This window comes from Deltaproteobacteria bacterium, from assembly GCA_016180855.1.
In the GTDB taxonomy this organism is placed as follows: domain Bacteria; phylum UBA10199; class UBA10199; order JACPAL01; family JACPAL01; genus JACPAL01.
In genome coordinates this window covers 174,932-201,023 of record JACPAL010000002.1, presented here as the reverse complement: position 1 = coordinate 201,023, position 26,092 = coordinate 174,932, and the positions used below count along the sequence as shown (strand labels likewise).

Genomic DNA, 26,092 nt, shown 5'->3' with positions numbered 1-26,092 from the left:
CCGGCAGTGTTGAAAAATGGCTTTTGGGGACTGTTCAAAAATGCCCAGCTGCAAGGCACCCCGAGGAGCCGCGACGCAGGCGTACTTGAGGGTACGTCGAGGAGCTGGCGACGAGGGGAACGCAGCAGATGGCATTTTTCAACAGTCCCATCAGGACTGACCGTTATGACGAGAGGAAAACCCCTTGGAGACAAGGTAGATTTCAGACGAACTTTTACGACTCGAATCGGGGATATAGACCTTCACCTGAACAAAACAGGCCTTAAGCGTTCCCTTGAACTGTTCCAGCTCTTCCCCAGGAAATATCTTGACTACAAAATCGCCACCCTCTTTTAAAACCAGCTTGCAGCATTTAAGCCCCATCTCGGCGAGTTCATAAGAATTATATTGGTCCTGAAACTTAACCCCTGAGAGGTGGGGGGCCAGATCAGAGACAACGACATCGACCTTCCTCCCTAACTCTAACAATATCCTGTTCTGCGTCCTCTCTTCACGTATATCCCCCTGTATAAACAAGACGTTCTTTGCTGGAGTTCCAACAGCCGGCTCTAAGTCGACACCAATAACCTGCCCTGAAGGACCTACCTCTTTTGAGATGATTTGAAGCCATCCGCCTGGTGACGCCCCTAAATCAACAACGTACATCCCTGGCTTGAAAAGTCTGAACTTCGAATGCAATTCCATAATTTTAAAGGCTGCTCGAGAATTGAGTCCGAGACTCTTCGCTTTTTTATAGTAAAAGTCTTTTCTTTCATAGGGATGCATGGCCATGGACCGTTCACTTATTGCATCAAAAAATAGATTTCAAGGGGGATTACAGATCTTTTAACTATTTGTAATCATTTAAAAAAGAGAGAGGTTGGATGGAGGGTCTGGATCTCTCCAATCAACCGGCACCTCTATCTTTCCCATCCTATCCCTGGAGAGAAAATAGATCTTTGACCATCTCTTGCCAAACTCAAATATCTCTTTTGTGAGACGAACGTCATCCAAACAGTATTTCTTAAGCTTTTCGATCTCTCCATTCCTGTAATAAACAATGGCATCGGTCCCTTTCCCACTTTTTCCTATACCAAGGGTCGCCTGGGAGACGCTTTCAAGACTCACACGATGCCCAACACGATGCTCAACCTCCTCCAGAAGGTCCAGTATCGGCAGTTTTTCGAGTTTTAGGTCTTTAAAGTAGGGTTGAAGGACCGGAAAATCGAAGCGTCGTATATTAAATCCGATGATCCGCTCTGCTGATGAGAGGAGTAGTCCCAGTTGGACCAGGTCTTTTTCTTCATAGGAGACATACTCTTCGGTATCATACCTGTAAATCCCGACAAGTGAGACCCCAAGATCCTTGAAATTTTCCCTCCCCCCCACCTCGTCAAAGCCCCGTTTTGTCTCAATATCAAGGACGATCTGCTTCACTCGCCTCACATGTCAAAGAAAAGCGTCCCTCGTCAACCGCCTTGACATAACCTATTGAAAGGCGTAGCATTTTCTTAACTTCAAACCCGCACCAATCTTGATGCGGGTTTTGTTTTTTTGGTGTGCCCCCGCTTAGCGATGGGGGTTGTCAGGGGGAGCGATAGAATCTTCCCCTGACTTTAGCGAGGCGTGTGGCTTTGCCAGCCGCCGAGCGAATTGATGCGGGTTTTGTTTTTTGTGGTATGATTACACTCAAAAGCTTCTACGTGGGAACCACAGCAGACATAGATCTGATTAATATTGGGCATGACGTTCGTTCCTTCATCCGCGAGACCAAACTCGATAGCGGAGCGGTAACCGTGCTATCCCGTCTGAGCGGGGCGGCGTTGGTCGTACTGCCGATAGAGGGGAAGGCAGCAGCTGACTTAAGGGCCTCCTTGAAGCAGGAGTTCGCTCGTTCCCTTCCAGCCTCGTTGCGCCCTCTTTGGCCCGCCTCATTAACAATCCCCATTGAAAAAGGGCGGTTTATCTTCGAGCCATGGCAGGATCTTTTTTTGCTTGATTATGAGCCGTCGGCCAAAAGGCGCGAGGTCGTGGTCCAACTGGCCTCAGTAGAGCCAGAACCACAGACAGGACCACAACAAAGGGGGAAAAGGTGACAAAGCATTCAGGTAAAGAGCCAAGTCTTACCAAGATCCAGTTTGAGGATTCAAACGCCGCCAGGGATCTCTTTGGGGTCCAGGACGAGAATATCCGGACGATCGAAAAAAAACTCGGCGTCCAGATAGATATCCGAGGGAACCATGTCAGCATACGGGGACATCAAACAGAGGTAGCCCTTGTCGAAAAGGTTCTTCATCAGCTCTATGAAATGGTGCGCCGCGGTTTTCCGGTGATGGGTGCCGATGTGGAACAGGCGATCCGCGTTTTTGCCTCGGACCAGAATGCCAACTTGCAAAACCTCCTGGAGAACAGCATCTTTGTCCCCGTCAAAAACAAGGTGATTGTCCCAAAGAGTGCCAATCAACGCGACTATCTTGAGGCAATCCGTCAGAACGACATGGTCTTCGGAATCGGACCTGCCGGGACAGGAAAAACCTATCTTGCCGTTGCAATGGCCGTCATGGCGCTCTCCCGGAAGCAGGTTTCGCGGATTATTTTATCAAGACCGGCCGTCGAAGCCGGAGAGAAACTCGGATTTCTTCCAGGCGATATGTACGAAAAGGTCAGTCCCTACTTAAGACCTCTTTACGATGCCCTCTACGACCTTCTTGATTACGAGCGAATCACGGAGATGGTTGAAACCGGTGTCATCGAGATTGCGCCACTCGCCTTTATGCGTGGCCGAACCTTGAATGCCTCCTTTATTATTCTCGACGAGGCCCAAAACTGCACCGGCGAACAGATGAAGATGTTTCTGACCCGGCTCGGTTTTGACAGCAAGGTTGTTGTAACCGGAGATGTCACTCAGGTCGACCTCCCTCCGGGTCGTATCTCCGGCCTCCAGGAAGCAGCAGAAATCCTGAAGGGGATTCCAGGTATCGCCTTCCAACATTTTGACCAACGGGATGTCGTCCGGCATCGTCTCGTATCCGAGATTGTAATGGCCTACGAAAGGAATCGTCATGAAAAACTGGATAACAAATAAATTTCTTGGAAAATCTCTATTGAAAGGATGGCGTTCGGTTTTTGCTCTCCTCGCCTGTCTTCTCTTTGCGGCGACCGTTTCTCTCGTGATGAATTCTTCATGGACGGAGTTCCCGATCGATCTTCGGGCAGGGGCTATTGCCGGTTACAGTATTCGGGCCGACCGAGATTATGAAATTGTTGATGAAGAGGCGACTGAGAAACTCAAGCAGGAAAAATTGGGCGCCGTTCTTCCCGTTTTTGACTGGGATGATCGCGCCTCACGCGGTCTCAAGATAGTCAGCGATAAAAAAGAGTTCGCCTCCTGGTTGGAAAAGGGAGTTCTTCTCCGTCTGCTTTCGATGCCAGCGACTGAACCGACTTTTTTCAAGCAATGGGACGAGGTCTTGACTCTCGAAGAGGCAAAAAAGCGTTTTACCTCACGCCCAACGGATCTCCGGCCCAATCTTGTGTTGAACCAGCAGGAGACGGAGACACGAAAGGCAAAGGTCCTCTCTGAAATCAAGGAGGTGGTCATTAAGGTCCAACGGGGGGAGTCGATTCTGCGCAGCGGTGATCGGATCGCCCCGTGGCACGTCAATGTCTTGAAGGGGATACAAGCCAAGCGTGTCAAGATAGAAGCCTGGGAACGCTGGTTTGGCATTTTTTCCTTTACCCTCTTCTTTCTTGGGCTCCTCTATGCCGTCGGCGAGTCTCTTCCGAGAAACTTCAGGATGAATCGGGTCGATTATCTTTTTCAGGGAATACTCATTCTTATTCTTTTGGTTGTAGAAAGATCCCTGCTCTATTTTTCTGCGGGCATCAAGGAGTTGCTCCCATTTGATGTCTCGCTCAACGCCTTTTATCTGGTACTTCCCGTCGCAACAGGAGCGATGACAGTTCGTCTCTTATTGACGCCACAAATTGCACTTCTCTTCTCAATCGGGTTTTCGGTCCTGGCAAGCCTTCTGCTGGAAAACAATGTGCTGTACATGCTGTATTTTTTATCAGGCGGCCTTGTGGCTGCCGTCCTTGTCGGTTCCGTACGAAGTCGAGCCCAACTTCTCAAGAGCGGGATTCAGGTTGGCCTCGTCAATGCAGCAACCCTCCTTATTTTAAGCTTTGCGAACACAACCTCTCCCAGCCACATGACCCTCGTCAACGAGCTCCCGACCTTGCTCGTCTTCTCCTTTTTAGGCGGAGTCTTCAGCGCCGTTCTTACTTTTCTCCTGCTTCCTCTTTTTGAGTCGCCACTCTTCAACTACCTGACACCGATCAAGCTTCTTGAGTACGGCAGCCTCAACCATCCCCTACTCCGAGAGATGATCGTTCGCGCCCCGGGCACCTATCATCACTGTCACCTTGTTGGAACACTCGCCGAGGCGGCCTGTGAGTCGATCGGCGCCGACTCTCTCTTCGCCCGCGTTGCCTCTTGCTTTCACGACATCGGGAAGATGAAGAAGGCCCCCTATTATATTGAAAACCAGCCGGTGGGAGAGGATCGCCATGCCCATTTATCACCCTCAATGAGCGCCCTGATTATCGCCGCCCACGTCAAGGAGGGGATTGAGTTGGGAAAGGAATACGGCCTGCCCCAAAAAATACTGGACATCATCCCTCAGCACCAGGGAACGAAATTGATCAGCTATTTCTATGCCAAGGCCAAGGAGGCGGAACAGACCGACCTTCATGTCGTTGATGAGCGACATTTTCGTTACCCCGGACCAAAACCCCAGACACGTGAAGCCGGAGTTATCCTCTTAGCCGATACGGTGGAGGCCTCAACCCGTTCTCTCAAGGAGAAAACGGCGGCCCGGATCGAGGAAGTGGTGCGAAACATGATTAACAAGAATTTTATTGACGGTCAGTTGGACGAGTGCCAGTTGACGCTCAAGGATTTGCAGCTGATCGGGAAGAGTTTCGTGCGGATTTTGGTGGGGATCTATCATCAACGGATTGAATACCCGGAGCTGCCACGTAAGGAAGAATCCCCAAGACCCACGATGCCCCATGTCGATAAATTTACTGAACCGTCACCCCTCCAGGAAAATTCCCTCCGGGAGGATCAAACGTTCCCTCCAAAAACTATTCCGCGCATTGGGACTGACCGGAAAAGAAACTGATCTTGTTTTTGTTTCGGACCAGGAGATCCGCCTTTATAATAAAAAGTATCTTCGCCATGATCGGACAACCGATGTCATTGCCTTTCCAATCAACGAAAACCACTGCTGGGGAGAGATTGTGATCTCCCTCGATACCGCAGCACGACAGGCAACGGAGCAAAACCATTCCTTGCTGAAGGAGATCAAAATTCTGTCGATCCATGGACTTCTTCACCTGTTGGGCTATGAGGATCACTCACCCAAGGAGCTAAAGCGAATGTGGAAAAAAACGGAAGAGCTCCTGCAAAAGATTGAGGATGTCTGAAATGATCGCCTCTCTTCTCTCAGGCCTCCTGGCTGCCCTCGCCTTTCCTTTTCGGGCAGGGGACTTTTCCAGCTCCCTCTGGCCACTCGCGTGGTTTGCCTTAATCCCCACCTATCTCTCCTCTGTAAGATCGGTGAAAAAAGGGAAGGTCCTTTTCTGGCATGGGATCGCCACCGGATTCCCTCTTTATGGCCTCTCCCTCTACTGGATTTTCATTGCGATGAAGGTCCATGGGAACGTTTCCACCAGTGCAACCCTTTTCTCTCTTTTCATTCTGGTGACCATTTTGTCCCTCTATCTGGGACTGGCTTTTTCACTCGCGAGGTGGCTGTGTCGCCACGGTCTCCCTTTTTCCGTTAGCTTTATCGTGATGTGGCTCCTGCAGGACTGGGCCCGCAATTTTTTCCCTTTTGGCGGTTTTTCATGGTCCTCCCTTGCCTACAGCCAAACAGAGGCGTTGCCGTTTCTTCAGGTTGTCGATGTCACAGGACCTTACGGAATAACATTCCTCATCCTGATCGGGAACGTCTTCCTGGGCAAGATCATTCTCTATCTAAAAAAAGAAAGGAGGCTTCCCAAGCAGCTTCTCCTTCTCTTTATCATAACCGTGGGGGGTTCTTCTCTGTACGGCTTGTGGCGGGAGCATCATCTTGGCAAGACCTGGAACAATCAGACAGAAAAAAATCTCATCCTCATTCAGGGGAACGTCCCTCAAGAGGAGAAATGGCTCACGACAGAGATTGAGGAGATTGTCTTTGATCATGTTGGTCTCACAAAAGAGGCGGAAGGAAAATATCCGGCCGATCTGATTCTCTGGCCGGAGGCCTCTTATCCCGCTGTGATTCCGCCAGGATTTGGTCAGATCAAGGTGATTGATCAATTTAAGTCACCGCTCCTCATGGGCGCGGTGACCTACCAAGGGGGGATTCCCGAGGAGTGGCCCCCTACGGAAAAGGATAACTTTCGCCTCCACAACAGTGCGCTCCTGATCGAGCCGGGCGGTTTTCTACGCGGTGAATACCACAAAAACCACCTCGTGCCGGTAGGGGAATATGTCCCGATGAAAAAGGCGCTTTTCTTCTTAAACAAAATCGTGCCGGGATATGCCGACTTCTCTTCTGGCGGCAGTTTTCACTTGTTGGAGACCTCAGGGATGAAGATGGGGGTCACCATCTGTTATGAGGATCTCTTCCCCGAGATATCACGTCGATTCGTTCAAGGTGGGGCCGATCTGTTGATCAACCTTACCAACGATGCCTGGTATGAGCGCTCCTCGGCGATCGACCAGCATGTTCTCTTCTCGCGATTTCGGGCGATGGAAAATCGCCGGTATCTCGCACGCGCAACGAATACAGGTGTCACCGTTGTCTTTGACCCAATCGGTCGTGAGATCGCCCGTGCCCCGCTCTTTCAGTCCGCGATCCTCCCATCCAAAATCCGTCTGGGAGGACCAGTGACATTTTATACCCGACTCGGAGATGTTTTTATGATCGGTTGTCTCGTTCTCCTGCTGGGTCTGCACCTCCGGACGCGCTTTAAAAGAAATTGATTCCTCATGAAATTTGATTAGGATCCCCCGTATGAGCCGCGAATTGAAAGAACTCTTCTCCACGATTCAGTCGAAGGCAGAGCCGCTTCGGAGGCGGCTTTGACTTAACTAAAAAAGAGGCCCGCCTCAAAGAGCTGGAAGAAAAATCAAATCAGTCTGATTTTTGGAACGACTCCAAAACCGCCGGTCAGGTCTCACGCGAGATTAATCGACTCAAAGAGGAGACCCAGCACTGGAGACAGATCGAAAAGGAATTGGAGGATGTCGGAGCAACCGTGGAACTGATCTCGGATCTCCCCGATCCCGATCTGGAAGCGGAGGCAAAGGGTAAGGTTGAAAAGCTGACCCGGGAACTCGCCGACATCGAATTTCGACAGATGCTTTCGGGCGAACAGGATGCCTGCGGGGCCATTCTTTCAATTAATGCCGGGGCCGGTGGAACCGAATCATGCGATTGGGCCGAGATGCTCCTCCGGATGTACCGGATGTGGGCTGATCAACATCGTTACAAAAATGAGGTCGTTGATTTTACTCCGGGAGATCAGGCCGGTTTCCGTTCGGTCACCGTAACAGTGGCCGGGGCTTATGCGTATGGTTACTTGAAGGCAGAGAACGGTGTTCACCGCCTCGTGAGGATCTCCCCCTTTGATGCGAACAAGAGGCGGCATACCTCATTCGCCTCGATCTTTGTTTATCCCGATATTGAGGAGGAGATTGAGATTGATATTAAAGAGTCCGACCTCCGAATCGATACCTTTCGTTCCAGCGGCGCCGGAGGACAGAAGGTGAACAAGACCGATTCAGCAGTTCGTATCACCCATCTCCCCACCAACATTGTTGTCGCCTGTCAAAATGAGAGATCCCAACACCAGAATCGGGCCGTCGCGATGCGTCTTCTGAAGGCCCGATTGTACGAGATGGAGGTGGAGAAGAAAAAGGCAGAAAAAGAGAAGATCGAGGCGTCCAAGGCAGCGATCAATTTCGGCTCGCAGATCCGCTCGTACGTCCTGCATCCCTATCGACTCGTCAAGGATCACCGAACGGACCTCGAGATTGGAAACGCCGATGCCGTTCTAAACGGCGAGATTGATCCGTTTATCCGAAAGTTTCTTTTACAAGGCTAAATCATCAAATTTTTCTTTTAAGCTCTTTGATCGCTTCAAGTTCTTTTAGATGCATCTGGTCTTTAGGCCTATTGGCCGCCTTCTTTGATGCAATAAGGCCATCGAGTGATAACACCTTGATCTTGAGTTCGCAAAGATCAATCGGTTCCGATACCGCCTCGACCTTTTCATAGGAACCGACCCCCCCCAGCTCCCCTAACAGATCAAAATCTCCAAGCCGGGTGGTAAAAGTAAAATTTACTCCGAAGGAAAAGGTTTTCTCATCCAGGATAAAGGGAATTTCTTCCTTTGGACCCCTGAGTTTTGCCTGAAGCGATTTCAACAACCTAACCAGTTTTTTGATGTTCTCCTTCGAACGCCGATAGCAGATATCCAGATCTCTGGTCTCGTACGCCGAGCCGTGCGTCACGGCTGCAAGCCCCCCAACGACAACAAAATCGATGTCGGAGGAAACCAGCTCCTTAAGAAGTTCTTCGAAGTTAGTCATGTTGTTTTAGTGCCGCTCCCCTGATCGACGAAACAAACTGGTGAAACTGTGCATGATCCCTCAAACGTTCAGTCGGTGTTTTTTTGAGTCGCTCCTGAAGAAGGGAAATGTCGATACCAAAATCCTCCGCCGCCTTGATGGGGTTCGAAGAAATACCGCTCTTTTCGATAAACTCACGAACCAGTCTCGTAACCAATGCCCCTTTTTTATAACCCTCACGCCGACACAGGTCGGTCAGCCTTCGCTCCAAATCTTCATCAATTCGAACAAAAAGTGGTTTCATCTCGACAATATATCATTTGATATCAGAAGATATCAAGGCAGAATTTACAAAGTCATTTTGGGTGTGTTGAAAAATGGCTTTTGGGGACTGTTCAAAAATGCCCAGCTGCAAGGCACCCCGAGGAGCCGCGACGCAGGCGTACTTGAGGGTACGTCGGGGAGCCGGCGACGAGGGGAACGCAGCAGATGGCATTTTTCAACAGTCCCATTTTGTACGCAACAAGAGCCTTCGGTAACCGATAATCCCGTTAGAGCCGATTTTTAATTTATATTTGAAAGAGGGGATCTTAAAAACATGGGTGACTGGAGAATAGGACATAATAATCTGACGGTCGGCGTGGACTTAAGGCTCGGCGACTCTGCCCTGAGACTCTATGCCCAGGAGAACTTCATCCGGTGGGCTGCCAGCAACGGCAAGCATCATGTTAGGCTCATCAGCCCCACACTAAGCGGTCATTTTCTGTACCGGGGAGTTGGTGTCACCTCACCCCTCACAGAGGGTGAAAGGGGAGATGCGATCAATGCCGCCCAAGCAGAAGAGAATGCGGCGGCAGAACAAAACGAAGAGACAATGCCAATTGATGTTGCCGCCCTCCAAAATCCGAGTGTTGAGAAGTCCGGTGGGACTGTTGACAATCGCTGGGCCGCATTTTTGGGGTTGCAGGTCGCAGAATATCAGTACCGATACAACAAATACCTTTCGAGTCGGATTGGGGCAAACATCGGACTCGGCCTCTTTCGCCAGATAAGAGCCGCCTCAACGGCAACGGTTCAAGGAGAGAACCCGATTGTTACCAACCGTTGCGACAGCGGCCCGTTCAGTGATGCACCCGGTAACGGCTGTGAAACAATCACGCTTGCCCCTGTCTCTTATCCAGACCTGCCACTGAACGGCGCCAGTAGCCAATATGCCTTCGGTTTCCAGGTGGACAGCTCGCTGGATCTCCTTGTCTGGCAACCAGCCCCCGATTCACTTCCAGGACTCGCAGTAAAGCTCTCTTTAACACTGTTCAATCATGAACAGACATTGAGCGGTTATGAGGCGAGCCGGACCGATAACATCTATTCCCGGTTCGCCGAGACACCGGAGAGACCACCGATCGCGCTTGGTCTTGAATACCGGTTCGGTGCCGAAAAGAAACCGGCACGTACGAGCGGCCCTCCTTCAACAACCCCCGCCCCGGTCTCTACCACACCGACGGGCGGCACTGCTAAGGCAACTGCCAAGATTGGCTTGGGAGGCGGCTCCGCAAAAAGAACAGGGACCACACCGCCAGGCGGTATCACCCCGACAAAAGGCGCACCACATCCTGCTGTCACAGCGCTTGAGGCACGACGCAGCAGCTGGGCAACCGTGAGGGGAAAATAAAGGATCATTATGGGCACGATCAGGCTCACACAAGATGAACGAACCGCAATCTGCGCAGAGTTCCCGATCATGGATAATACAGAGATGGCGGCCAAGCTCGTCTGCGCGGATGGGGAGGCCGTTGTCAATACCACAACTAACGGAGGACGTGAGGTCGTAATCCGAATGGGGGTTGCATCAGAGGCCGACCCGACAAGAGGATACTCCTACGTTGATCTCCCCCCCCTGCTGTTTGACAAGGATGATCGTTATGTTGGCATCTCACAGGCTCCCAAGATTAGTTTTCGTGAAGATCCTGCCGACCCCAGCAAGGCACAAATGGGGGTTGAACCGTATCCGAGAGTCAGCTGTGGGGACTCACCCGGCTCACCCAAACTCGACTGTAATGGTGCCAACCCCGCCCATACCTACGGAAGAAAGACAGCCGATCTGAAACTCTACGGCGACCCGGTCAGAATTGCCGATTATGTGAGGAGAGAGATTTTGCCCCCCCGTGTCGGTTCTTCGGAGGAAAAGGCAAGGCCCGAGCTGGGCAAGCCATACAAAAGGATCCTGGCCCTCCAAGGTACCGTCAGAATTCGTCTCTTCTGGGTCGTCACCCATGAGACAGGCACAAAAGAAGGGGAAACGACTGGGAGGATCATTGCACGTGGGAGAAATTTTGACGAAAAAAATCCAAAACCTTCCATGGAGATCCCGGTTGAATTTACACCAACGGAACCGGGGCGTTATCAGATCGCCCTTTACGAGTTGCGAGGCAACCCTGCCGAGGGGATCAACAAGCTGACCCCGTTCCATGTCGAGTCGGTTGAGATCCCCACAGTAAAGACCGCGGGTGGTGCCAAACCGGCTGGAGCTCCTCCTGCTGCCACATCAAAGCAGCCAATCCGGGCAGAGGTCAAATCGATTACAGGCGATGTGGGTGAGGTCATAATAAATTCGACAAGGGGCGGTGGGATGTACATCAAGGTGACCGATCCCAAAGGAAAGATCTACGAGGCAAACATAACACTCGAAGGGGACGGCTCGACGATCGTGCGTATCATCCCTTCGCTCGAGTCTATCGTGGACGGGACCTATTATGATGAAAAGGCCGGTTGGATCGTCAAACCGGAAAAGGGAAGGCATCCTGAGAGTGGGACCTGGAAGATTGAATATATGGAGCGCGTCGATGGCACCTTGCCAGCTAAGGCCAGAACAACACATACGTTTGGAGTTCCCAAGGAGCCTAAAAAGTCTCACAAGCCTCGTCATCGAGAGGGAACAAGAAAAACAACGCGGAGTCACCCCAAGGCGGCTCTGCCTGATATAGGAAATCTCTAGGAGGAACCGTGACATCCCCCACAGCACCAAAAACAATCTGTGACCCAGCAAGGATGCAGGAGGTACGAGGATATCTGGAGCGTAATTTGGACGCCGCACCGGTCTTTGGTACCTCGTTACACACAAGCCTTGGCTTAAGGAGAGACAGTGCTGGAAATGCGGTCCTCCCTTCACAGACAATCTTGCGTGATTTGAGCTGGGCCACACCAGACCATTTTGAATGCCTGAACCAATCGATTCCGATCACCCCTTCAACGGCTCCGCTCCGAAACAGTCTTACCGATGCCGAAGAGCTGCGTCGTTATCTTCAAAATTCCATGAAGACCGCCTCCTCTGGCGAGGATCCCAGAAAAGGTGCCCTTGTCACGCTTGCCATGGCCAAGATCAAAAAGGCAGGCAAGAAGACCAATGGGGATGCTGTTGATTCACAGGTTGCCGCCTGGACTCAGGGTGAGAACGCCTTTGGAGACCTTGTGGGGTATGTTGTGAGCCCACATATTGAAGGACACTACACCCCGCCGTCCCCGCCAGTAACTCCAACAACGGTCGTCCAAGGAGAGGGAAACGGTGTCGGGATGTTGCTCGCCGGCATGGGGATCGGTGGCTTTTCTGTTGTCGTTCCCTCGATCTTTTTTCTTACAGGACACCTTACACCACGATTTGCATTTTTGGCATCGATGCTTGCCGTGTGTGGGGCCGGTGCCGGAGCCGTTGGCCTCTTTCTAAGGAATGATCGCCAGAATGGGGCCGAGCTGCTTGGAGGTCTGGTCGCCGGACTTGCCATTGCGGGCGGGTTTCTGTTCATGATGAGGCGATACAACCTCATCATCAAGTCCGCCAATGATATGGTTGGGTGCCTTGGTGGTGCCAATGAAGTTTTAGATCGAAGGGCGGCCTCTCTTCAAGAATGGTTGTTTGAGGAGGCGGTCAGGGCTGAACCGCTCGGGTTTGCCTCGGAACGACAAATGGCCCTTCTCCGAAGTGTCCCTTCCTGGATGGCAGAACACAGGGAACTTAACCCACCAGGCCTTGCCATTCTTGATGACCTTGCACGGCTGGGCTACTTCGAGCGTACTCCCACGTTACGTGAAGCCGTGGAAACAGCGCTTCGAATAGAGGCTCAGGGGGGCCAACTGAGAGGAGATCAGATTGCACTCCTGGAGAGCGTAAGGAGATATGTGGCATTGTTTCCCCAAAAAGGTATTCCTCCAACAGTCGCGACTGCTGTTTCATCTGCAGATGCAGTAGGCCTTGAGGCTTTACGTCGTCTAGATGAGGCCGATCCTGTTTGACACCTATCTGTTTTTCCCATACCTTCTAGCAGGTTATGGGGAACTTTCAGGAACTCCTTAAAAAAGTCAAAAGTGAGGTGAGGGAGATCAGCCCTAAAGAGGCTGATACGCTGCGCAAGAGAGATCAAAATCTTGTTCTTATTGACGTCCGGGAGCCGGATGAGTGGAAATCGGGTGTCGTCCCGGGGGCAAAAACGATCGCGCGTGGTTTTCTGGAGCTCGAGGTCGAAGAGGAGGTACCCGACAAAAACAGCGAGGTGATCTGCTACTGCGCCGGGGGGGTCCGCTCCGCGCTCGCGGCAAAATCACTCGAGCAGCTCGGCTACAAGAAGGTCTCCTCAATGAGCGGCGGTTTCAACGGCTGGAAGAACGCAGGGCTCCCGATTGAAAATCGTAAAATGCTCAGTGACGACCAGATGGTCCGCTACTCCCGCCATACCCTCTTGCCCGAGGTGGGTGAGGCAGGACAACTCAAACTCCTCTCTTCAAAGATCCTTCTGATTGGCGCCGGTGGCCTTGGCTGCCCCGCCGCCCTTTATCTCGCAGCCGCAGGGGTTGGAACGCTCGGCATCATCGACTATGACCAGGTCGACCTGACAAACCTCCAACGCCAAATCCTGCATAGTGAATACGAGGTCGGGAGCCCGAAGGTTGAATCGGCCAAAAAGACGCTGAGGGGGATCAATTCGCAGGTAAAGGTCATGCCGTACCAGGAAAAACTGTCTCGTGAAAACGTCATGAGACTCATCGCTGATTATGATGTCGTTGTGAACGGCTGTGACAATTTTGCCACACGCTACCTCATCAACGACGCCTGCGTCCTTGCCAAAAAACAGCTCGTCGATGCGAGCATCTTCCGTTTTGAGGGGCAGGTGATGGTCATCAAACCAGGATTCGGCCCCTGCTACCGTTGTCTCTATCCGGAACCTCCCCCTCCTGAAATGGCCCCTTCCTGCGCTGAGGCAGGGGTGCTCGGTGTCCTGCCGGGAATTATCGGCTCAATCCAGGCAGTAGAGGCAATCAAGCTTCTTCTCGATATCGGCCAACCGCTCGTCGGTCGACTCCTGATGTATGATGCCCTCCAACAAAAATTTCGTGAGATGAAGGTCCGGAGGGATTTGGCCTGTCCCGTCTGCGGAGAAAGGCCGACGATCAAAGAACTCATTGATTACGAATGGTTTTGCTCGGGACGAGGAGACTCATAATCCAGTTCCTGCTCTGTTCTTGACGGTTGAGGGGAAAAGTTGTTATGCCCCGCACCTCATTAATAACCTAAAGGAGGTTTTTATGCTTCAGATCGGACAGCTTGCTCCCAATTTTACGGCCGATGCCGTTGTGGGAGAGGAGTTCAAGAAGGTCAGCCTCGCTGACTATAAGGGGAAATGGGTCGTTCTCTTCTTCTATCCCCTCGACTTTACGTTCGTTTGCCCAACCGAAATCACCGCCTTCTCGGACAATTACGGCCAGTTTCGTGAGCTGGGCGCCGAGATCCTTGGTGTTTCTGTTGACAGCAAGTTCTCTCACCTCGCCTGGATCAAGACATCCCGAAAAGAGGGTGGACTCGAGAGACTCAACTTCCCGCTCGTGGCAGACTTAAGCAAGCAGATCAGCCGCGACTACGAGGTGTTGCTCGATGCCGGCATTGCGCTTCGCGGTGTCTTTATCATCGATCCAACCGGCAAGCTCCGCTACAAGGCCGTACATGACCTAGGGATCGGTCGTAATACCGAGGAGATCGCCCGTGTACTCGCCGCGATTCAAGAGGTCGATAAGACCGGCGAGGTCTGCCCTGCCAACTGGAAACCGGGTGGAAAAAAGATCAAACCGGATCCGACGAAGTCGAAGGAATATTTTGGTTCGGTGGGGAGATAAAAAGTCTTCATCCCTCACCTCCAAAGATCACCCGCGTCTATAATGGCCCTCTCCCTCCCTTCGGCATGGCTCAGGGCAGGCCAAGGGGAGAGGGCCTAGTTTTTTGAGGTGCCTTCAAGGGATCTCCTGAAACTGCCGGAAAAACCCAACCTGCATCGTCGGATTATGTTCCTTCTCATAACCGATTGTCGTAACCGTCCGGGTTCCATAATCGTGCCCCGGGTAAACCTTGGTCGAAGGGTCCAAGCTCTTTAGATGTTGCAGGCTTTCAAAAAGTCTCTGGGGACTGCTTCCCGGAAGGTCACAGCGACCACAATTTCCCTGAAAAAGGGTATCCCCCGTAACGAGGTGAAGATCCTCCACAAGATAGCAGGTTGAACCCGGGGTATGGCCGGGGGTGTGGATCGCCGCCACCTTGAGATGGCCAATTTTGAACTCCATGCCAGCAGTAGCAGGAATAATGTGAGCCGCCTTTTTTCGAACCGGCGCCTCATCCTCCGGATGGATATAAACCTCAGCACCGGTCGCCTTCACAACCGCCTCAACCCCATCAATATGGTCAAAATGATTGTGGGTTAAGAGAATTTTTTTGATCTGATAGCCATCGGCCTTTGCCATTTTGAGGAGACGGTCCACCTCCCAGGCCGGATCAACCCAGGCGCACTCCTTCGTTTCCGGGTCGCCAATGAGGTAGTTGAAGTTCTGCATCATGCCGACTTCGAGTTGCTTGAGATAAAAGGGAGAGGGGCTAGTCATGGATAATGGCCGACATCATTAAACCTAACCACAAGGTTATTGCGAGAAAAATCAGATTGGCAAACTGCGCCCTCCAGATCTTTTTTGCATATCTCTCCTGTGTTGCCAAATCGCCAGGAACCACCCCATTCACCATGCGCTGAAACTTGAGCCCCATTCCAAAACATTGCATGCCGGCGATGAGAAAAATCAAAAGCGTCATTCCGAATTTCCAGAGCAGGATCGAGCCGATTTTTGGGAGATAGTCACTGCCCAACGCAATTTTGAAATCAGTGAGGTGGAGTGCGCCCGTCATGAAGGTTAAGCAAAGGCCAAAGAGAAAAAGGGGATGAAAGATGCGAAGGGACGAGGCCAAAAGCCTCATCCGGATTGAGGGATCGTCAAAAGTCCTGAGGGAGGGGTAAAGACCGATAACAAAAAAGAGTCCGCCGCCCAGACTGATAACAAGACCTGCCAGATGGAGGTAGGTGAGGATCACTCCTTCTCCTTTGATTCTAATTGATCCGCCAGCTCATGGATGATCCCATGCATCTTGAAAATAAAAAGGAGGCAAAGGGTCAATGTGATTAAAACAACGGAGAGTGTCGCAAACCCCCAGTAAAGATGGGGGATAAAATACTCCTGCCCATGTCCCGCCTTGAGCCCGGCCGCCATCGTGAGGCACAACAGGAAGACAGAAAGAAACGAAAAAAAGAGGGCAATGAATCTCATGTTTTCTTTAGAGTACCTCTAAAAACTGTCCAGATGCTAGGCGCCCGCAAGCCAAAGACCGGAGCGTACTTGGCTGGTACGTGAGGATCTTTGGCGAGAGGGCAACAACGCAGATGGGCAGTTTTTAGAGGTACTCTTTACGCTCTTCCTGATCCAGTCGAGATAGCGCTGTGATCCCCCCCTCATCGAAAGCACGACAAATTCCGGGAGGTCATAGGGGTGGATCTGATGCAGGAGTCTCTCCAATTTCTTCACCTTTGCAGAGGTCGTCTTGATCACCAGAAGCGACTCACGATCCCGACAGAGCTTCCCTTTCCAGTGATAGAAGGAAACGAGTCTCGGCACGACATTCACGCAGGCGGCTGTTCTCTCCGCCACGAGTCGCCGTCCTATCTTCTCGGCCACAGAACGACTCCCAACCGTTGTGAGACAAACAACAGAAGAGATCATAAAAAAACTAGTCGACCTCGACTTGAATGGCTTCTCCTTCTACCTTGCAATTGAATTTTCGTACCTTAGCCGCCGGATTGACCGGTGACACTCCCGTCGTCACATCGAACTGCCAGCCGTGCCAGGGACAGGTAACGACACTCCCCTGAACCGCCCCTTCTCCCAATGGCCCTCCGCGATGAGGGCATATATTATCAACGGCACAAAACTGGCCGTTGACATTAAAAACAGCGATCTGTTGCCCTTTGACATCGAAAACCCGCCCTTCGTTCACAGGCACTTCACTTTTGGCAGTCACTTTGACAAATGAACTCATAAAACCTCCTTAGTACTTTGACTCATAATGACTATGACGTATATACAAAACCAAAAAAATCAACAAAATTACTCGAAGGACCTAGGTAGACAATGAATGGTACTTTCAAGGAAGCTAGAGAGATCACAAGGTGTGTCAGGCCTGAAAAATGGTCTTCTGGATCTCTTTCTCCAAAACCTGCAACGCCCCCTCCATCTTCTCCGGATTTTTCGATTCGATCATGATACGCAGTTTTGGCTCCGTCCCGGAGTATCGAAGAAGAATTCGTCCCGTTCCCTGAAAATCATTCTGAAGACGTTCAACCGTTGCCAAAAGAGACGGAAAGTTTTCCAGGGGAACTTTTTCACGAACCGGGATATTTTTAAGCAACTGAGGCCACGGCTTGAAAAGATGAGCCAGCTGATGGAGCCGTATCCCCGTCTCTCGAACAACGGCAATAACCTGGAGGGCCGTCAGAACGCCATCAACCGTGGCACTGCAATCAGAAAAAAGGATGTGTCCGCTCTGCTCTCCCCCCATCGATAATCCCTCCTCATAAAGGGCCGCGGAAACATTTTGATCCCCAATGGAAACCTTTTTGGTTTGAATCCCCTCGGCCTTCAAAAAATGAATGAGGGCCGAATTGCTCATTTCCGTCAGGACAACGGTCTTTTTCTTGAGCTGATCTTTCTTGAGAAAGGCACTCGCAAGAAGGGCCATCAGGTGATCCCCATCCAGGAGACACCCCTCATCATCCACAACAACACAGCGATCCGCATCGCCGTCAAAGGCCACCCCCAAGTCAGCCTTTACGCCAAGAACCGTTTCACGCAAAAGCTCCGGGTGTTCCGAGCCACACCCCTCGTTAATGTTGGTGCCACTCGGGAATATGCCCAATGGAATAACACGCGCACCTAATCGGTCGAAGACACGTGGAGCAACCTGATAAGAGGCGCCGTGGGCGCAATCAACCACAATCGTCATTCCCTTGAGATCGAGGATTGAGGGGAATGCCTCCGCCAAGTAATCGATGTAACGATCGACCGCCGCATCGACCCTCGTCGCCTTTCCGACATTGTCTTCAATCGGCCGGAGTGAATCGAGATGACGCTCTAAAACGAGCCGGGATAAAAGTTCCTCCTCTTCCTTGGAGATCTTTTGACCTTTCTCATTAAAGATCTTGATTCCGTTGTCGCGGTAGGAATTATGCGAGGCGGTGATCGCCACACCACGCGTCACCCTCTTCTTCTGCGTAAGCCAGGAAATCCCGGAGGTGGGGAGGGGACCGACGAGAAAAACATCAACGCCCATGGAGCAGATACCACTCGCCAGCGCCGTTTCAATCATGTAGCCGGAGAGGCGGGTATCCTTGCCAATCAGGATTGTTGGATGGGTGGAAGATTTTCTGGCCACAAAGGCAAGTGCCCGACCAAGGCGGGTAATCGTCTCCGATGTCATCGGCTCGCGATTGGCAACCCCCCGGATTCCATCGGTACCAAATAAACTCATAAAGTGACTCATACTCTCACGAACGACTCTCGGATTCAAACTGATATTTCGGCAACAGAATCGGTTGACGCATGAAGGTCCAGAACGGCAGAGTCTTGACACGGTAGTCGAGCAGAAAGAAGCCGATCATGAGCGAGAGGAAAGAGGCAGCTGCGTTGCCAAAGCCGTAGGCTGGAAGACCGATTGTTAACGTCAAAAACGTCAATAATCCGTTCGATAAGCAATAAAGGATCGTGAGCCCCAAAACTTCCCTCTGGGCATCAAAGTAAAAAAGGATTGTCACAACCATCAAAAATCCCATGAGCAGGAACGCCCCAAGCACTCCGATGCGAAAAATTCCCATTTGGGCAGGATTCAGATGGAAGAGATCGGCAATCTGAAAAACAAAAAGGATCACAAATCCGCTCAGAATTCCCTGAAAAAGGACGAATTTCTGAAAATGCTCCGTCAGGTTCCGGCGAATCCCCTCTTGCCTCTCTTGAAGCGTCGCCAGATCGGCCCGATCCCGAACATCATCATAATAAGCACGATAGTGGCGATAAAACGAGGTCTCCATTTCTATTAAAAAAAAGGCCATCGACGGAACAATCGTCATAAACGAGAGAAACATCGGAAGATCGTAGTCAAAATTGACAGAGAGCCTTTCCGCAATACGGCTTCCTGAAGAAGAAAACCAGAAGATCATTTTGTCGATCCAGATCCCCAGGTAATAAAACAGGCCTGTCAGGGCGAGGGCGGGGTGCCTTTTGAAATAGAGCAGAAAACCAAAGTCATGGGACCGTTGATAACCAAACTCCCGGAAGATCCGTGCGCTCAAAATGAAGAAGATAATCCCCTGCCCCAATGTGAAGCCGACAAGATATCCGTGAAAACCAAGAGCGTTCCCTAAAAAATAGATGCTGAGAACCGCCGCGAGCCCTCCCAAGAGGAAGGCAAGAACAATCCAGAGATAGCTTTTTGCGGCAGAGAGAAAACTCATCGCGATCCAGATGCCACTCACAAAAAGATAAAGAGAGAAGAGACAAAGTTTTACGGACGGATCAAGAGAGAGGGGAAAAAGATACAAAAGAGCCGTCAGTGCTTGAAGACTAAAGGTCACCTCCAAAACGGAAAGGTAGGTTGGGGTAACGGCATCCATCCGGTTCCAGTACAGGAGATCCGCCAGGTAGCGTGTCACCACGTAGAGAAAGATTCCAATACTGATCATGGAAAAGGCGTAGACGTAAAGAACAAACCCTAAAAAATATTCTCCCTCCTCCCGGCCCAATTGAAATTTCAGAAAATAGCCGACGGCCGCCATAACAATGATGGCAAGAAGCATCGGCCCGGTCGAGATAATGGCCGAATAAAGATACGCCTTGACGAGGCTGCTGTACGATTCCTCCTTAAGAAGCCGCTGAAGTCGGAACCCGATTCCTGCCATTTTTCTTAAATCTCCTAAAGATTCTGTTCGTACAGATTCAAATAACGACTCAACAAATCATCCTGGTCGTAAAACCGCCGTACCCGTTCCTGTCCGGACCGACCCATCCGCTGATAAAGTCCTCGATCCTCCAGGAGACTCAGAACTGCCTTTGCCGTGGCACCAGGATTTGAAACTTCTGTCACCAATCCACTCGGCCCGATGGCCCGATCCGACGCGTCGCGACCCTCCAACATTTCCCGGCAGGCCCCTACATCCGAGGCAACAACAGGAATCCCTGCAAGGTTCGCCTCCATAATGACGTATGGCTGAGCCTCCGAAAGACTCGTGAGAACGACCAGATCGATAAACCGGTAGTAATCCTTGACGTTGACCTGCCCGGTAAAAGTCACCTTCTCTTCCAGATGAAAAGACTCCACCATCACCTGACATTCCTCATAATACTCCTCCTCCTCATCCTTGGGACCGATAATGTAAAAATGGGCCTTCGGTCTGACACTCGCAATCTGTCGGGCCGCCTGAATAAAAGTTTTGACATCCTTGATCGCCACAACGCGCCCCACAAAGCCGATCTGGGGTTCCTCCTTCTGAAATCGATCAATGCCGTCGTAAGACTTCAGATCGATCCCGTTGGGGATAATCGATATCTTATCCGCAGAGGCCCCTTCCAGCACCTGGTTGACCTTGTTCCCCTCGTAAAGGGTGAAGATACGATCCGCCTCATGGTAGGTGATCTGGCTCATGACCTGAAACATCCGGACCCACCATCTCTTAAAAAAAGAGAGTTCCCTCTCCGGGCGAAACTGCCGCCTCTCCTTCTCGTAAAGCCACTGGGCCTGGGAGATCTCAAGAAAGCGCTCGTGCGTGTAGATCCCATGTTCCGTCAAAAAAAGCCTGCCTCCATGCCGGGCCTTACCGATCGCGGCTAGAAGACCCGCATAACCCGTAGAAATGGAATGATAGATCTTGGCCCGTGGTAATTCGGTCTGCAGGATCTGTAAAAGAGGCAGGTGCGTCCCCCGCCAGGTCCAGAAAAAATCAAGAAAGGAGATGTCATCGACATAGCGTTTATAAAAGTAGGTCAACAGATCCCAGATCTTCATGGATGAGAAAAAATTCTGGGTGTCAAAACAGGAGCGCTCCCCATGAAAAAGATCCAAAATTTCCGGAAAGAGGCGGTGCTGGTGCTGTTCTAAACCCTCATAAAACAGGCGTATGTTTTCAAAATCTTTTTTACGCGGTCTGCGTTGATGCCTTCTCTCCAAATAATAATCGTGAAGGGGGACCTCCTTGAGATAAAGAACGTTCTGCGGAATCTCATAACGAAGCTCGCGGGTCGGATCCGAATGAGAGGCAATGAAGAGAATACCAAAACGGAGGTTCTTCATCGACGTGATGAGCTGGTGTACCCAGGTCGAAACTCCTCCGGTCACATAAGGGTAGGTCCCCTCCAGAAGCAGGCAGACATCAAGCATAGTTTTCTCCAATGAGTCGATGAAGTGACCGAACCGCCTCTTCATGAAGAAATGACCGTTGGTCATCACAGACAATCTCTACGAGGGGCTGAGTCGCCTCATAACCCTCACTGAATCCAAGAAGCGAAACGATCGTCCGCTGGTGATCCTCTTCTGGGTCAGAAAGCCACTGCCGGACAAGATCGGCTGAGAGGGCGACTCGAAGATCGGGCTCCTTTTCCAAAAAGGCGGTCAGTGAAGATAAAATCTCCCACCTTTCGGAGAGATCAGACAAACACTCCAATAGAGAGGTCAGTGTTATCTTCTTATGGCTTAAATAAAACCGGATCAGGTCATTTCCCAAATGACGATACTCCGAACTAAAAAGTCCCACGGGAGGAAGAGCCAAACTTTTCAGGAGGCTTAAAAACTGATCTCCGGAGACCGGTCGCTCCTTCAATGCAGAGAAAAAAAGGGCGATAACCTCCGGATGAGTCCGGTAGCGGGCGATCGCGTCAACCAGTTGCCGCGGATCCCTCCAGAGAGTTTGAAAAATACCCTCTTTCATGAATTTCAGCGATGTCTGATCCGTTTCCTTCAGAAAAGCCTCCAGGACAGGATCAAAAGCCTTTGCAGGATCAAGGGTCATCAAACCTTGGGCCGCTAAATAACGGATGTTAATATTTTCATCCTTGAGAAACTGAGTCAGGATTTTTAACAGATCCTGAGAGGCCAAAAAAGAAGCCCCCTTTCGAACAAAAGACCTCAAGATGATCTGCTTCAAAAGAGGAGAAATCTGCAAATCGGAGAGATACCGGAGCAGATCGACCTTGATCCCCTTGTCCCAGAGACGGACGAGAGATGTCATCGCCGCATAGGCAAGCGGTCCGGATCCCTTGAGCTCCTTCTCCAGGTGCGGAATAACCTTCGCTAAATTGAAAAGGCCCAAGGCCTCTATAAAGGGCAATTTTCCCCTGTCGTGCGGAGACCGCTGTAAGCGCTCAGTTACAAGCCGGTAAAGTTCTTCCGAGTCCGGTTGAAACTCGGCAAGTAGCAGCAGCGCCTTTGCCCGAAGTTTTTCATCCTGTTTTCCAAGAAGTCGCCTGAGGCTTCGAACCAGCTCCTTCTCAGGCATCCCCAAAAGAACCCCCTCACACTGCAGTTTCACCAACCTCTCCTTCTCACGGACCAAAACGGCAAGGAGGTGTCCAACCACATTGCGGGAGTTAAAATGGCGAAGGCCCAATAACGCCTCCTGGCGAACAAGCGGGTCAGGATCTTCAGCCGAAAAATGAAGAAAGCTTCGAAGATTTTTCCTTGAGAAGTCCTTTTTCAGGCACCACAGAATGACACGCCGTACCCTTGGAGAAGGATCCGTCAATGATTGGGTAAGATATTTTCTTGATGGTTCCATCCCCAATTCATAAAGGGCCCCAAGAACCAACACAACCTTGACACGAATCTCCTCCTCTTCATGATGAAGGCAGCGAAGAACAGAACGGAACGCTATCCGATCCGGAAGATGACGGAAGGCGGTTAGAAGCTCGTTTAAGAGCAGGTTATCATGGAGCTCAAACGCCTTGTGAAAGAGCATGAGAAGCGGCTGAACCGCCTCCATCACCCCTCCACGACTGAGCTTTTCAATGGCAATCGACCGTACCGGAATCGAGGGTGATAGAAGAAGAGGAAGAAGTTTCTTGAGTTTCGATTCACAAGAGTTCCTCTCAAAACTCCTCTTGGCGGTTTCTCGAACAACACTATTTTCATCCGAAAGGAGGCGGCAGAGATAATCGACGCTGCGCTCCTCCGGAACCTTGGCTAAAAAACGGGCAAAAAAAACCTTCAGGATCGAGTCAGAGCCGGAGAGAATCCGCTCTCTCTCGATCTGGATCTCGTCATCACCCGACTGATAGATCTCCATCCAAGCCGCAAAACGGGCATCCTCACTTTCACCCCCTAAATCTTGACGCAATTGATGGATAGAAGACATCTCTCTAGACTCCCCACCACTGACTTAAGGCAACCCATTGCTTATCATTAATCCCCTTCTCACGAATCCAGCGAAGATCGGCCAACAGACCATGATAGTTCCCCTGCTCGTAATGAATCTCAGCACTCTTCCTGACAAGATCAAATTGGGGAACCTTCTTCACCTCTTCCAATTTTTTCAAAACGGCAAGCGCCTCTTCACCTTCACCACGCTCCTGGTGAAGGTGAGTCAGCATCCAGTAAGCCTCCCGGTCGGCCCAAGGGGTTTCAATGGCAAAACGCAGGTGATAGAGCGCCTCTCTCTCATAGGCAGAACGCATACCCTCATCCAGCAGGCCGGAACGAACATACTGAAGATAGATTTTTGCCAAAAAAACCCTGGCAGAAACTTTCTGGAGGTCCTGTTTCATCCCTTTCTTGGCCGAGACGAGTTCTTCATCGAAATCTTTTTTGATACGGGTGAGAGCGGAGGTGACGTAGAACCGGACCTCGAGCGAAGGATCGCTTCGATACTGAAGCAGGGTCTGGATTGCCTCCGGAGTCCTGATTTGTGCCAACTTTTCAACAGCGCCCCTCTTGAGATCATTGTCGGCACCGATCAGGATATCAGCGAGCGACATGAGGTCCAGCTCCTTCTGAACCTGTTCCGACCGCGAGGTTTCACGAAAGCGCGGTTGAACACTTGTCTCAGGCACCTCCCACCAGAAAGCCTCCTGTCCCTCTTCGCTCCTCTTAAAATCGGGCGATCCCCGTTTGAAGGAAAGAGAAAAAAGCAGCAGGGAGCCGAGCCAACCCCATCCAGGCAAAAGGGCAGTGAAAAAGCAGAGGGTTCTCCCCTGAGGAGATCCAACAACAAAGAGGAGGAGAGCGGCCAAAAAATGCCCCGTCCAAACCCAAAGAGGCTGACCCTCCAGGAGAGAATTCTTCCCCCCAAAAAAAGCAGCAAAAAAGGGAATCTCCAACAGACCACTGACTAAAAAAAGAAGAAGAATTCTTGCCATTATTGTGTCAGTTGTTTTTTGGCCTCATGAATCATCTCCTCCTCTCCCTGCATCGCCGGTCTAAAGCTTGAGAAGCCAAGTTTCATGGAAAGCGGAAATTTGAGGATCTCAACATTCCTTAAAATCTTTTCGCAGATCTCTTCTGTCTGGTTCTTGCTGGCCGTCATCAGAAGAATGGCAAACAGAACATCCCCTTCACCGTAAAGAGAGACCACATCCATCTCCCTCACCGTTTCACGAAGCAGATTGGCAAGAATCGCGAGCCTATTCTCCTTCCGGGAAACCTCTCCCTTCCATTGAACATGAACAAGGCCTGCACTTAAGGGGAGCGAATAAGATTTCGAACGGACAAATTCCTGGTGCAGTCTGGAGAAAAAATATTTCCTGGAATAAACCTGGTATCCAGGATCCAGAATTTCAGCCGACTTGAGCTCCTCAATAAAATGGACACGGCCAACCGCCCGTGAGGCCCACTGTAAGAGAAAAGAGAAGAGATTGATGGTCGCACTATTAAACTCCACGAACGGTATTTTCTGGATCGCCACGACACCGACGACCTCTCCCTGCTCTCCCTTCTTCAGGGGGCCAGCCGCAATCGCATCCCCCACTTGTTTAAGGGAGTCCGATGATTCTTCTCCCTCTCCCAAAAAATCACGGATTGTCAAAATTTTGCCACGACTCCCTGCAGCGCCGGTCATCCCTTCATTCATCTGATAAAAAGCAGGACGGCGGTAATACTCTTTCCATCCAATCTTCTCCTTAAGCTGCCATCCTTCTGGGGTCCTGAGATAGAGGGCCATCTCTTCAGCCCCCAGCGTCTTGGCCATAAAATCCAAGATGGAATGATAAAGCTCTTCCAGTCGGAGCGACTCCAGACGCCTGGCCCCCTCATAGAGGGTCACAAGGGTTGACATCCGCGACACAATCTTTTTCTCAAGCCCCTGATTGACCGCCTCGAGTGTCACCAACTTTTCCTTGAGGGCCACGACATTTTTAAGAGCCTCCTCTTTCTCATGACCCAAGCGGGAAAGGGAGTTGTGATAACGATGAATCAGCCCCCCCACCAGAAGGCCCACAAGGATAAAAGAGCTCGGAAGGATGTAGAATGACAACTCTTCCAGGAGATAGTTTTCCACAAAGACAAAAGAGATTCCAAGATAGAGGGCAGCGGACAAAACTCCCACGAAGAATCCTGAAAGAATCCCGTACCGAAGCCCGAAGATCAGGATACCAATCCAGTAGGGATGCGGATCAACACCCAAGAAGACGGGGCGACTCGGGAAAAAGACAAAGTTGACCCCCAGAAGCAGAAGGTAAAAAAGAGGGATTTCATAAAAATAAGAGTTCTTCTTGCTCATTCCTTCAGAAGGCCAGAGATCTGATCGACCAAATTCTGCGGTTCAAACGGTTTCATGAAAAAATGGACCTTGTTCTGTATCAAAACCTTTCTCTCTGCCTGGGTCAGCGATTTTGCCGAAAGAACGATAATCGGCAGAGACCGGCGGGGTTCCTTGTGATGAATTCTCTGAATCAGCTCAAAGCCGTCAAGACCAGGCATCATGAGGTCCGTCACAACAAGATCGTAGGCCGTCTGCTCCAACATCGTCTCAACTTTGAGTGGATCATTAACCGTATCGGCCTTAATACCATGAAAATCGAGAAGGGTCCCCAGGAGCTCGGTTAAATCCCTTTCATCATCGATCACGAGGATTCTTTTTCCCATCTCTTGCAACTCCC

General features: G+C 51.0%; 26 protein-coding genes and 1 pseudogene. 11 read left to right on the top strand and 16 right to left on the bottom strand.

Features of this window, described 5'->3' with window-relative positions; all coding sequences use genetic code 11:
* Positions 1-150: 150 nt before the first annotated feature.
* Together HYT77_01040 and HYT77_01035 are read right to left on the bottom strand one after the other, a co-directional pair.
* A complete protein-coding gene (locus HYT77_01040; protein ID MBI2066583.1) occupies positions 151-771 on the bottom strand; it encodes an RlmE family RNA methyltransferase in 621 nt (206 codons plus the stop codon).
* Positions 772-843: 72 nt separating this feature from the next.
* Complete coding sequence (locus HYT77_01035) at positions 844-1,416, bottom strand: ribonuclease H-like domain-containing protein (GenBank protein MBI2066582.1); 573 nt, start codon at positions 1,414-1,416, stop codon at positions 844-846.
* Between the two features lie 242 nt (positions 1,417-1,658).
* Between HYT77_01035 and HYT77_01030 the strand changes: the two genes are divergently transcribed.
* From HYT77_01030 to prfB, 6 genes and pseudogenes are all read left to right on the top strand, one after another.
* Positions 1,659-2,075, top strand: a complete 417-nt coding sequence (locus HYT77_01030) for a YjbQ family protein (protein MBI2066581.1) — start codon at positions 1,659-1,661, stop codon at positions 2,073-2,075.
* On the top strand, positions 2,072-3,064 hold the full coding sequence (locus HYT77_01025) for a PhoH family protein (GenBank protein ID MBI2066580.1): 993 nt from the start codon (positions 2,072-2,074) through the stop codon (positions 3,062-3,064). The genes HYT77_01030 and HYT77_01025 overlap by 4 nt, the downstream gene beginning before the upstream one ends.
* A complete protein-coding gene (locus tag HYT77_01020) occupies positions 3,042-5,165 on the top strand; it encodes an HDIG domain-containing protein (protein MBI2066579.1) in 2,124 nt (707 codons plus the stop codon). Before HYT77_01025 ends, HYT77_01020 begins: the two co-directional genes overlap by 23 nt.
* On the top strand, positions 5,140-5,469 hold the full coding sequence (gene ybeY, locus HYT77_01015; protein ID MBI2066578.1) for an rRNA maturation RNase YbeY: 330 nt from the start codon (positions 5,140-5,142) through the stop codon (positions 5,467-5,469). Before HYT77_01020 ends, ybeY begins: the two co-directional genes overlap by 26 nt.
* Position 5,470: 1 nt before the next feature.
* Positions 5,471-7,018, top strand: coding sequence for an apolipoprotein N-acyltransferase (gene lnt / locus HYT77_01010; protein MBI2066577.1), 1,548 nt, complete (start codon positions 5,471-5,473; stop codon positions 7,016-7,018).
* Between the two features lie 68 nt (positions 7,019-7,086).
* Positions 7,087-8,142, top strand: a pseudogene (gene prfB / locus HYT77_01005) (peptide chain release factor 2).
* Positions 8,143-8,146: 4 nt separating this feature from the next.
* On the opposite strand, the gene HYT77_01000 reads toward prfB, so the two are convergent.
* Positions 8,147-8,629, bottom strand: a complete 483-nt coding sequence (locus HYT77_01000; protein MBI2066576.1) for a hypothetical protein — start codon at positions 8,627-8,629, stop codon at positions 8,147-8,149.
* Positions 8,622-8,912 (bottom strand): hypothetical protein, encoded by a 291-nt coding sequence (locus tag HYT77_00995; GenBank protein MBI2066575.1) that lies wholly within the window; start codon positions 8,910-8,912, stop codon positions 8,622-8,624. Before HYT77_00995 ends, HYT77_01000 begins: the two co-directional genes overlap by 8 nt.
* Before the next feature lie 294 nt (positions 8,913-9,206).
* Here HYT77_00995 and HYT77_00990 point away from each other — a divergent pair, with 294 nt between their 5' ends.
* From HYT77_00990 to HYT77_00970, 5 genes are all read left to right on the top strand, one after another.
* Complete coding sequence (locus tag HYT77_00990) at positions 9,207-10,280, top strand: hypothetical protein (protein MBI2066574.1); 1,074 nt, start codon at positions 9,207-9,209, stop codon at positions 10,278-10,280.
* A 9-nt stretch (positions 10,281-10,289) separates the two neighbouring features.
* Entirely contained in the window at positions 10,290-11,603 is a 1,314-nt protein-coding gene (locus HYT77_00985) for a hypothetical protein (protein ID MBI2066573.1), read from the top strand.
* An 8-nt stretch (positions 11,604-11,611) separates the two neighbouring features.
* A complete protein-coding gene (locus tag HYT77_00980; GenBank protein ID MBI2066572.1) occupies positions 11,612-12,895 on the top strand; it encodes a hypothetical protein in 1,284 nt (427 codons plus the stop codon).
* 35 nt (positions 12,896-12,930) lie between these two features.
* Entirely contained in the window at positions 12,931-14,100 is a 1,170-nt protein-coding gene (moeB, locus tag HYT77_00975; GenBank protein MBI2066571.1) for a molybdopterin-synthase adenylyltransferase MoeB, read from the top strand.
* 82 nt (positions 14,101-14,182) lie between these two features.
* A complete protein-coding gene (locus HYT77_00970) occupies positions 14,183-14,767 on the top strand; it encodes a peroxiredoxin (GenBank protein ID MBI2066570.1) in 585 nt (194 codons plus the stop codon).
* Positions 14,768-14,881: 114 nt separating this feature from the next.
* On the opposite strand, the gene HYT77_00965 is transcribed toward HYT77_00970, so the two are convergent.
* The 12 genes from HYT77_00965 to HYT77_00910 form a co-directional block, all read right to left on the bottom strand.
* The gene (locus HYT77_00965) at positions 14,882-15,523 is read right to left on the bottom strand and encodes an MBL fold metallo-hydrolase (GenBank protein MBI2066569.1); all 642 of its coding nucleotides are present in this window, start codon (positions 15,521-15,523) and stop codon (positions 14,882-14,884) included.
* Positions 15,516-16,001: a hypothetical protein gene (locus HYT77_00960; protein MBI2066568.1), complete on the bottom strand. Its 486-nt coding sequence runs from the start codon at positions 15,999-16,001 to the stop codon at positions 15,516-15,518. Before HYT77_00960 ends, HYT77_00965 begins: the two co-directional genes overlap by 8 nt.
* Complete coding sequence (locus HYT77_00955) at positions 15,998-16,234, bottom strand: hypothetical protein (protein MBI2066567.1); 237 nt, start codon at positions 16,232-16,234, stop codon at positions 15,998-16,000. The genes HYT77_00960 and HYT77_00955 overlap by 4 nt, the downstream gene beginning before the upstream one ends.
* Positions 16,235-16,270: 36 nt before the next feature.
* The gene (locus HYT77_00950; GenBank protein MBI2066566.1) at positions 16,271-16,684 is read right to left on the bottom strand and encodes a divalent-cation tolerance protein CutA; all 414 of its coding nucleotides are present in this window, start codon (positions 16,682-16,684) and stop codon (positions 16,271-16,273) included.
* Between the two features lie 7 nt (positions 16,685-16,691).
* Entirely contained in the window at positions 16,692-17,000 is a 309-nt protein-coding gene (locus tag HYT77_00945) for a Rieske 2Fe-2S domain-containing protein (GenBank protein ID MBI2066565.1), read from the bottom strand.
* Between the two features lie 135 nt (positions 17,001-17,135).
* On the bottom strand, positions 17,136-18,488 hold the full coding sequence (gene glmM, locus HYT77_00940; GenBank protein ID MBI2066564.1) for a phosphoglucosamine mutase: 1,353 nt from the start codon (positions 18,486-18,488) through the stop codon (positions 17,136-17,138).
* 16 nt (positions 18,489-18,504) lie between these two features.
* Positions 18,505-19,911: an exopolysaccharide Pel transporter PelG gene (pelG, locus tag HYT77_00935; GenBank protein MBI2066563.1), complete on the bottom strand. Its 1,407-nt coding sequence runs from the start codon at positions 19,909-19,911 to the stop codon at positions 18,505-18,507.
* Between the two features lie 14 nt (positions 19,912-19,925).
* Complete coding sequence (gene pelF, locus HYT77_00930) at positions 19,926-21,386, bottom strand: GT4 family glycosyltransferase PelF (GenBank protein MBI2066562.1); 1,461 nt, start codon at positions 21,384-21,386, stop codon at positions 19,926-19,928.
* Positions 21,379-23,355, bottom strand: a complete 1,977-nt coding sequence (locus tag HYT77_00925; protein ID MBI2066561.1) for a HEAT repeat domain-containing protein — start codon at positions 23,353-23,355, stop codon at positions 21,379-21,381. The genes pelF and HYT77_00925 overlap by 8 nt, the downstream gene beginning before the upstream one ends.
* 4 nt (positions 23,356-23,359) lie before the next feature.
* Entirely contained in the window at positions 23,360-24,355 is a 996-nt protein-coding gene (locus HYT77_00920; protein ID MBI2066560.1) for a HEAT repeat domain-containing protein, read from the bottom strand.
* Positions 24,355-25,713, bottom strand: a complete 1,359-nt coding sequence (locus HYT77_00915) for a hypothetical protein (protein ID MBI2066559.1) — start codon at positions 25,711-25,713, stop codon at positions 24,355-24,357. Before HYT77_00915 ends, HYT77_00920 begins: the two co-directional genes overlap by 1 nt.
* Positions 25,710-26,078 (bottom strand): response regulator, encoded by a 369-nt coding sequence (locus HYT77_00910; protein ID MBI2066558.1) that lies wholly within the window; start codon positions 26,076-26,078, stop codon positions 25,710-25,712. The genes HYT77_00915 and HYT77_00910 overlap by 4 nt, the downstream gene beginning before the upstream one ends.
* Between the last annotated feature and the right edge of the window lie 14 nt (positions 26,079-26,092).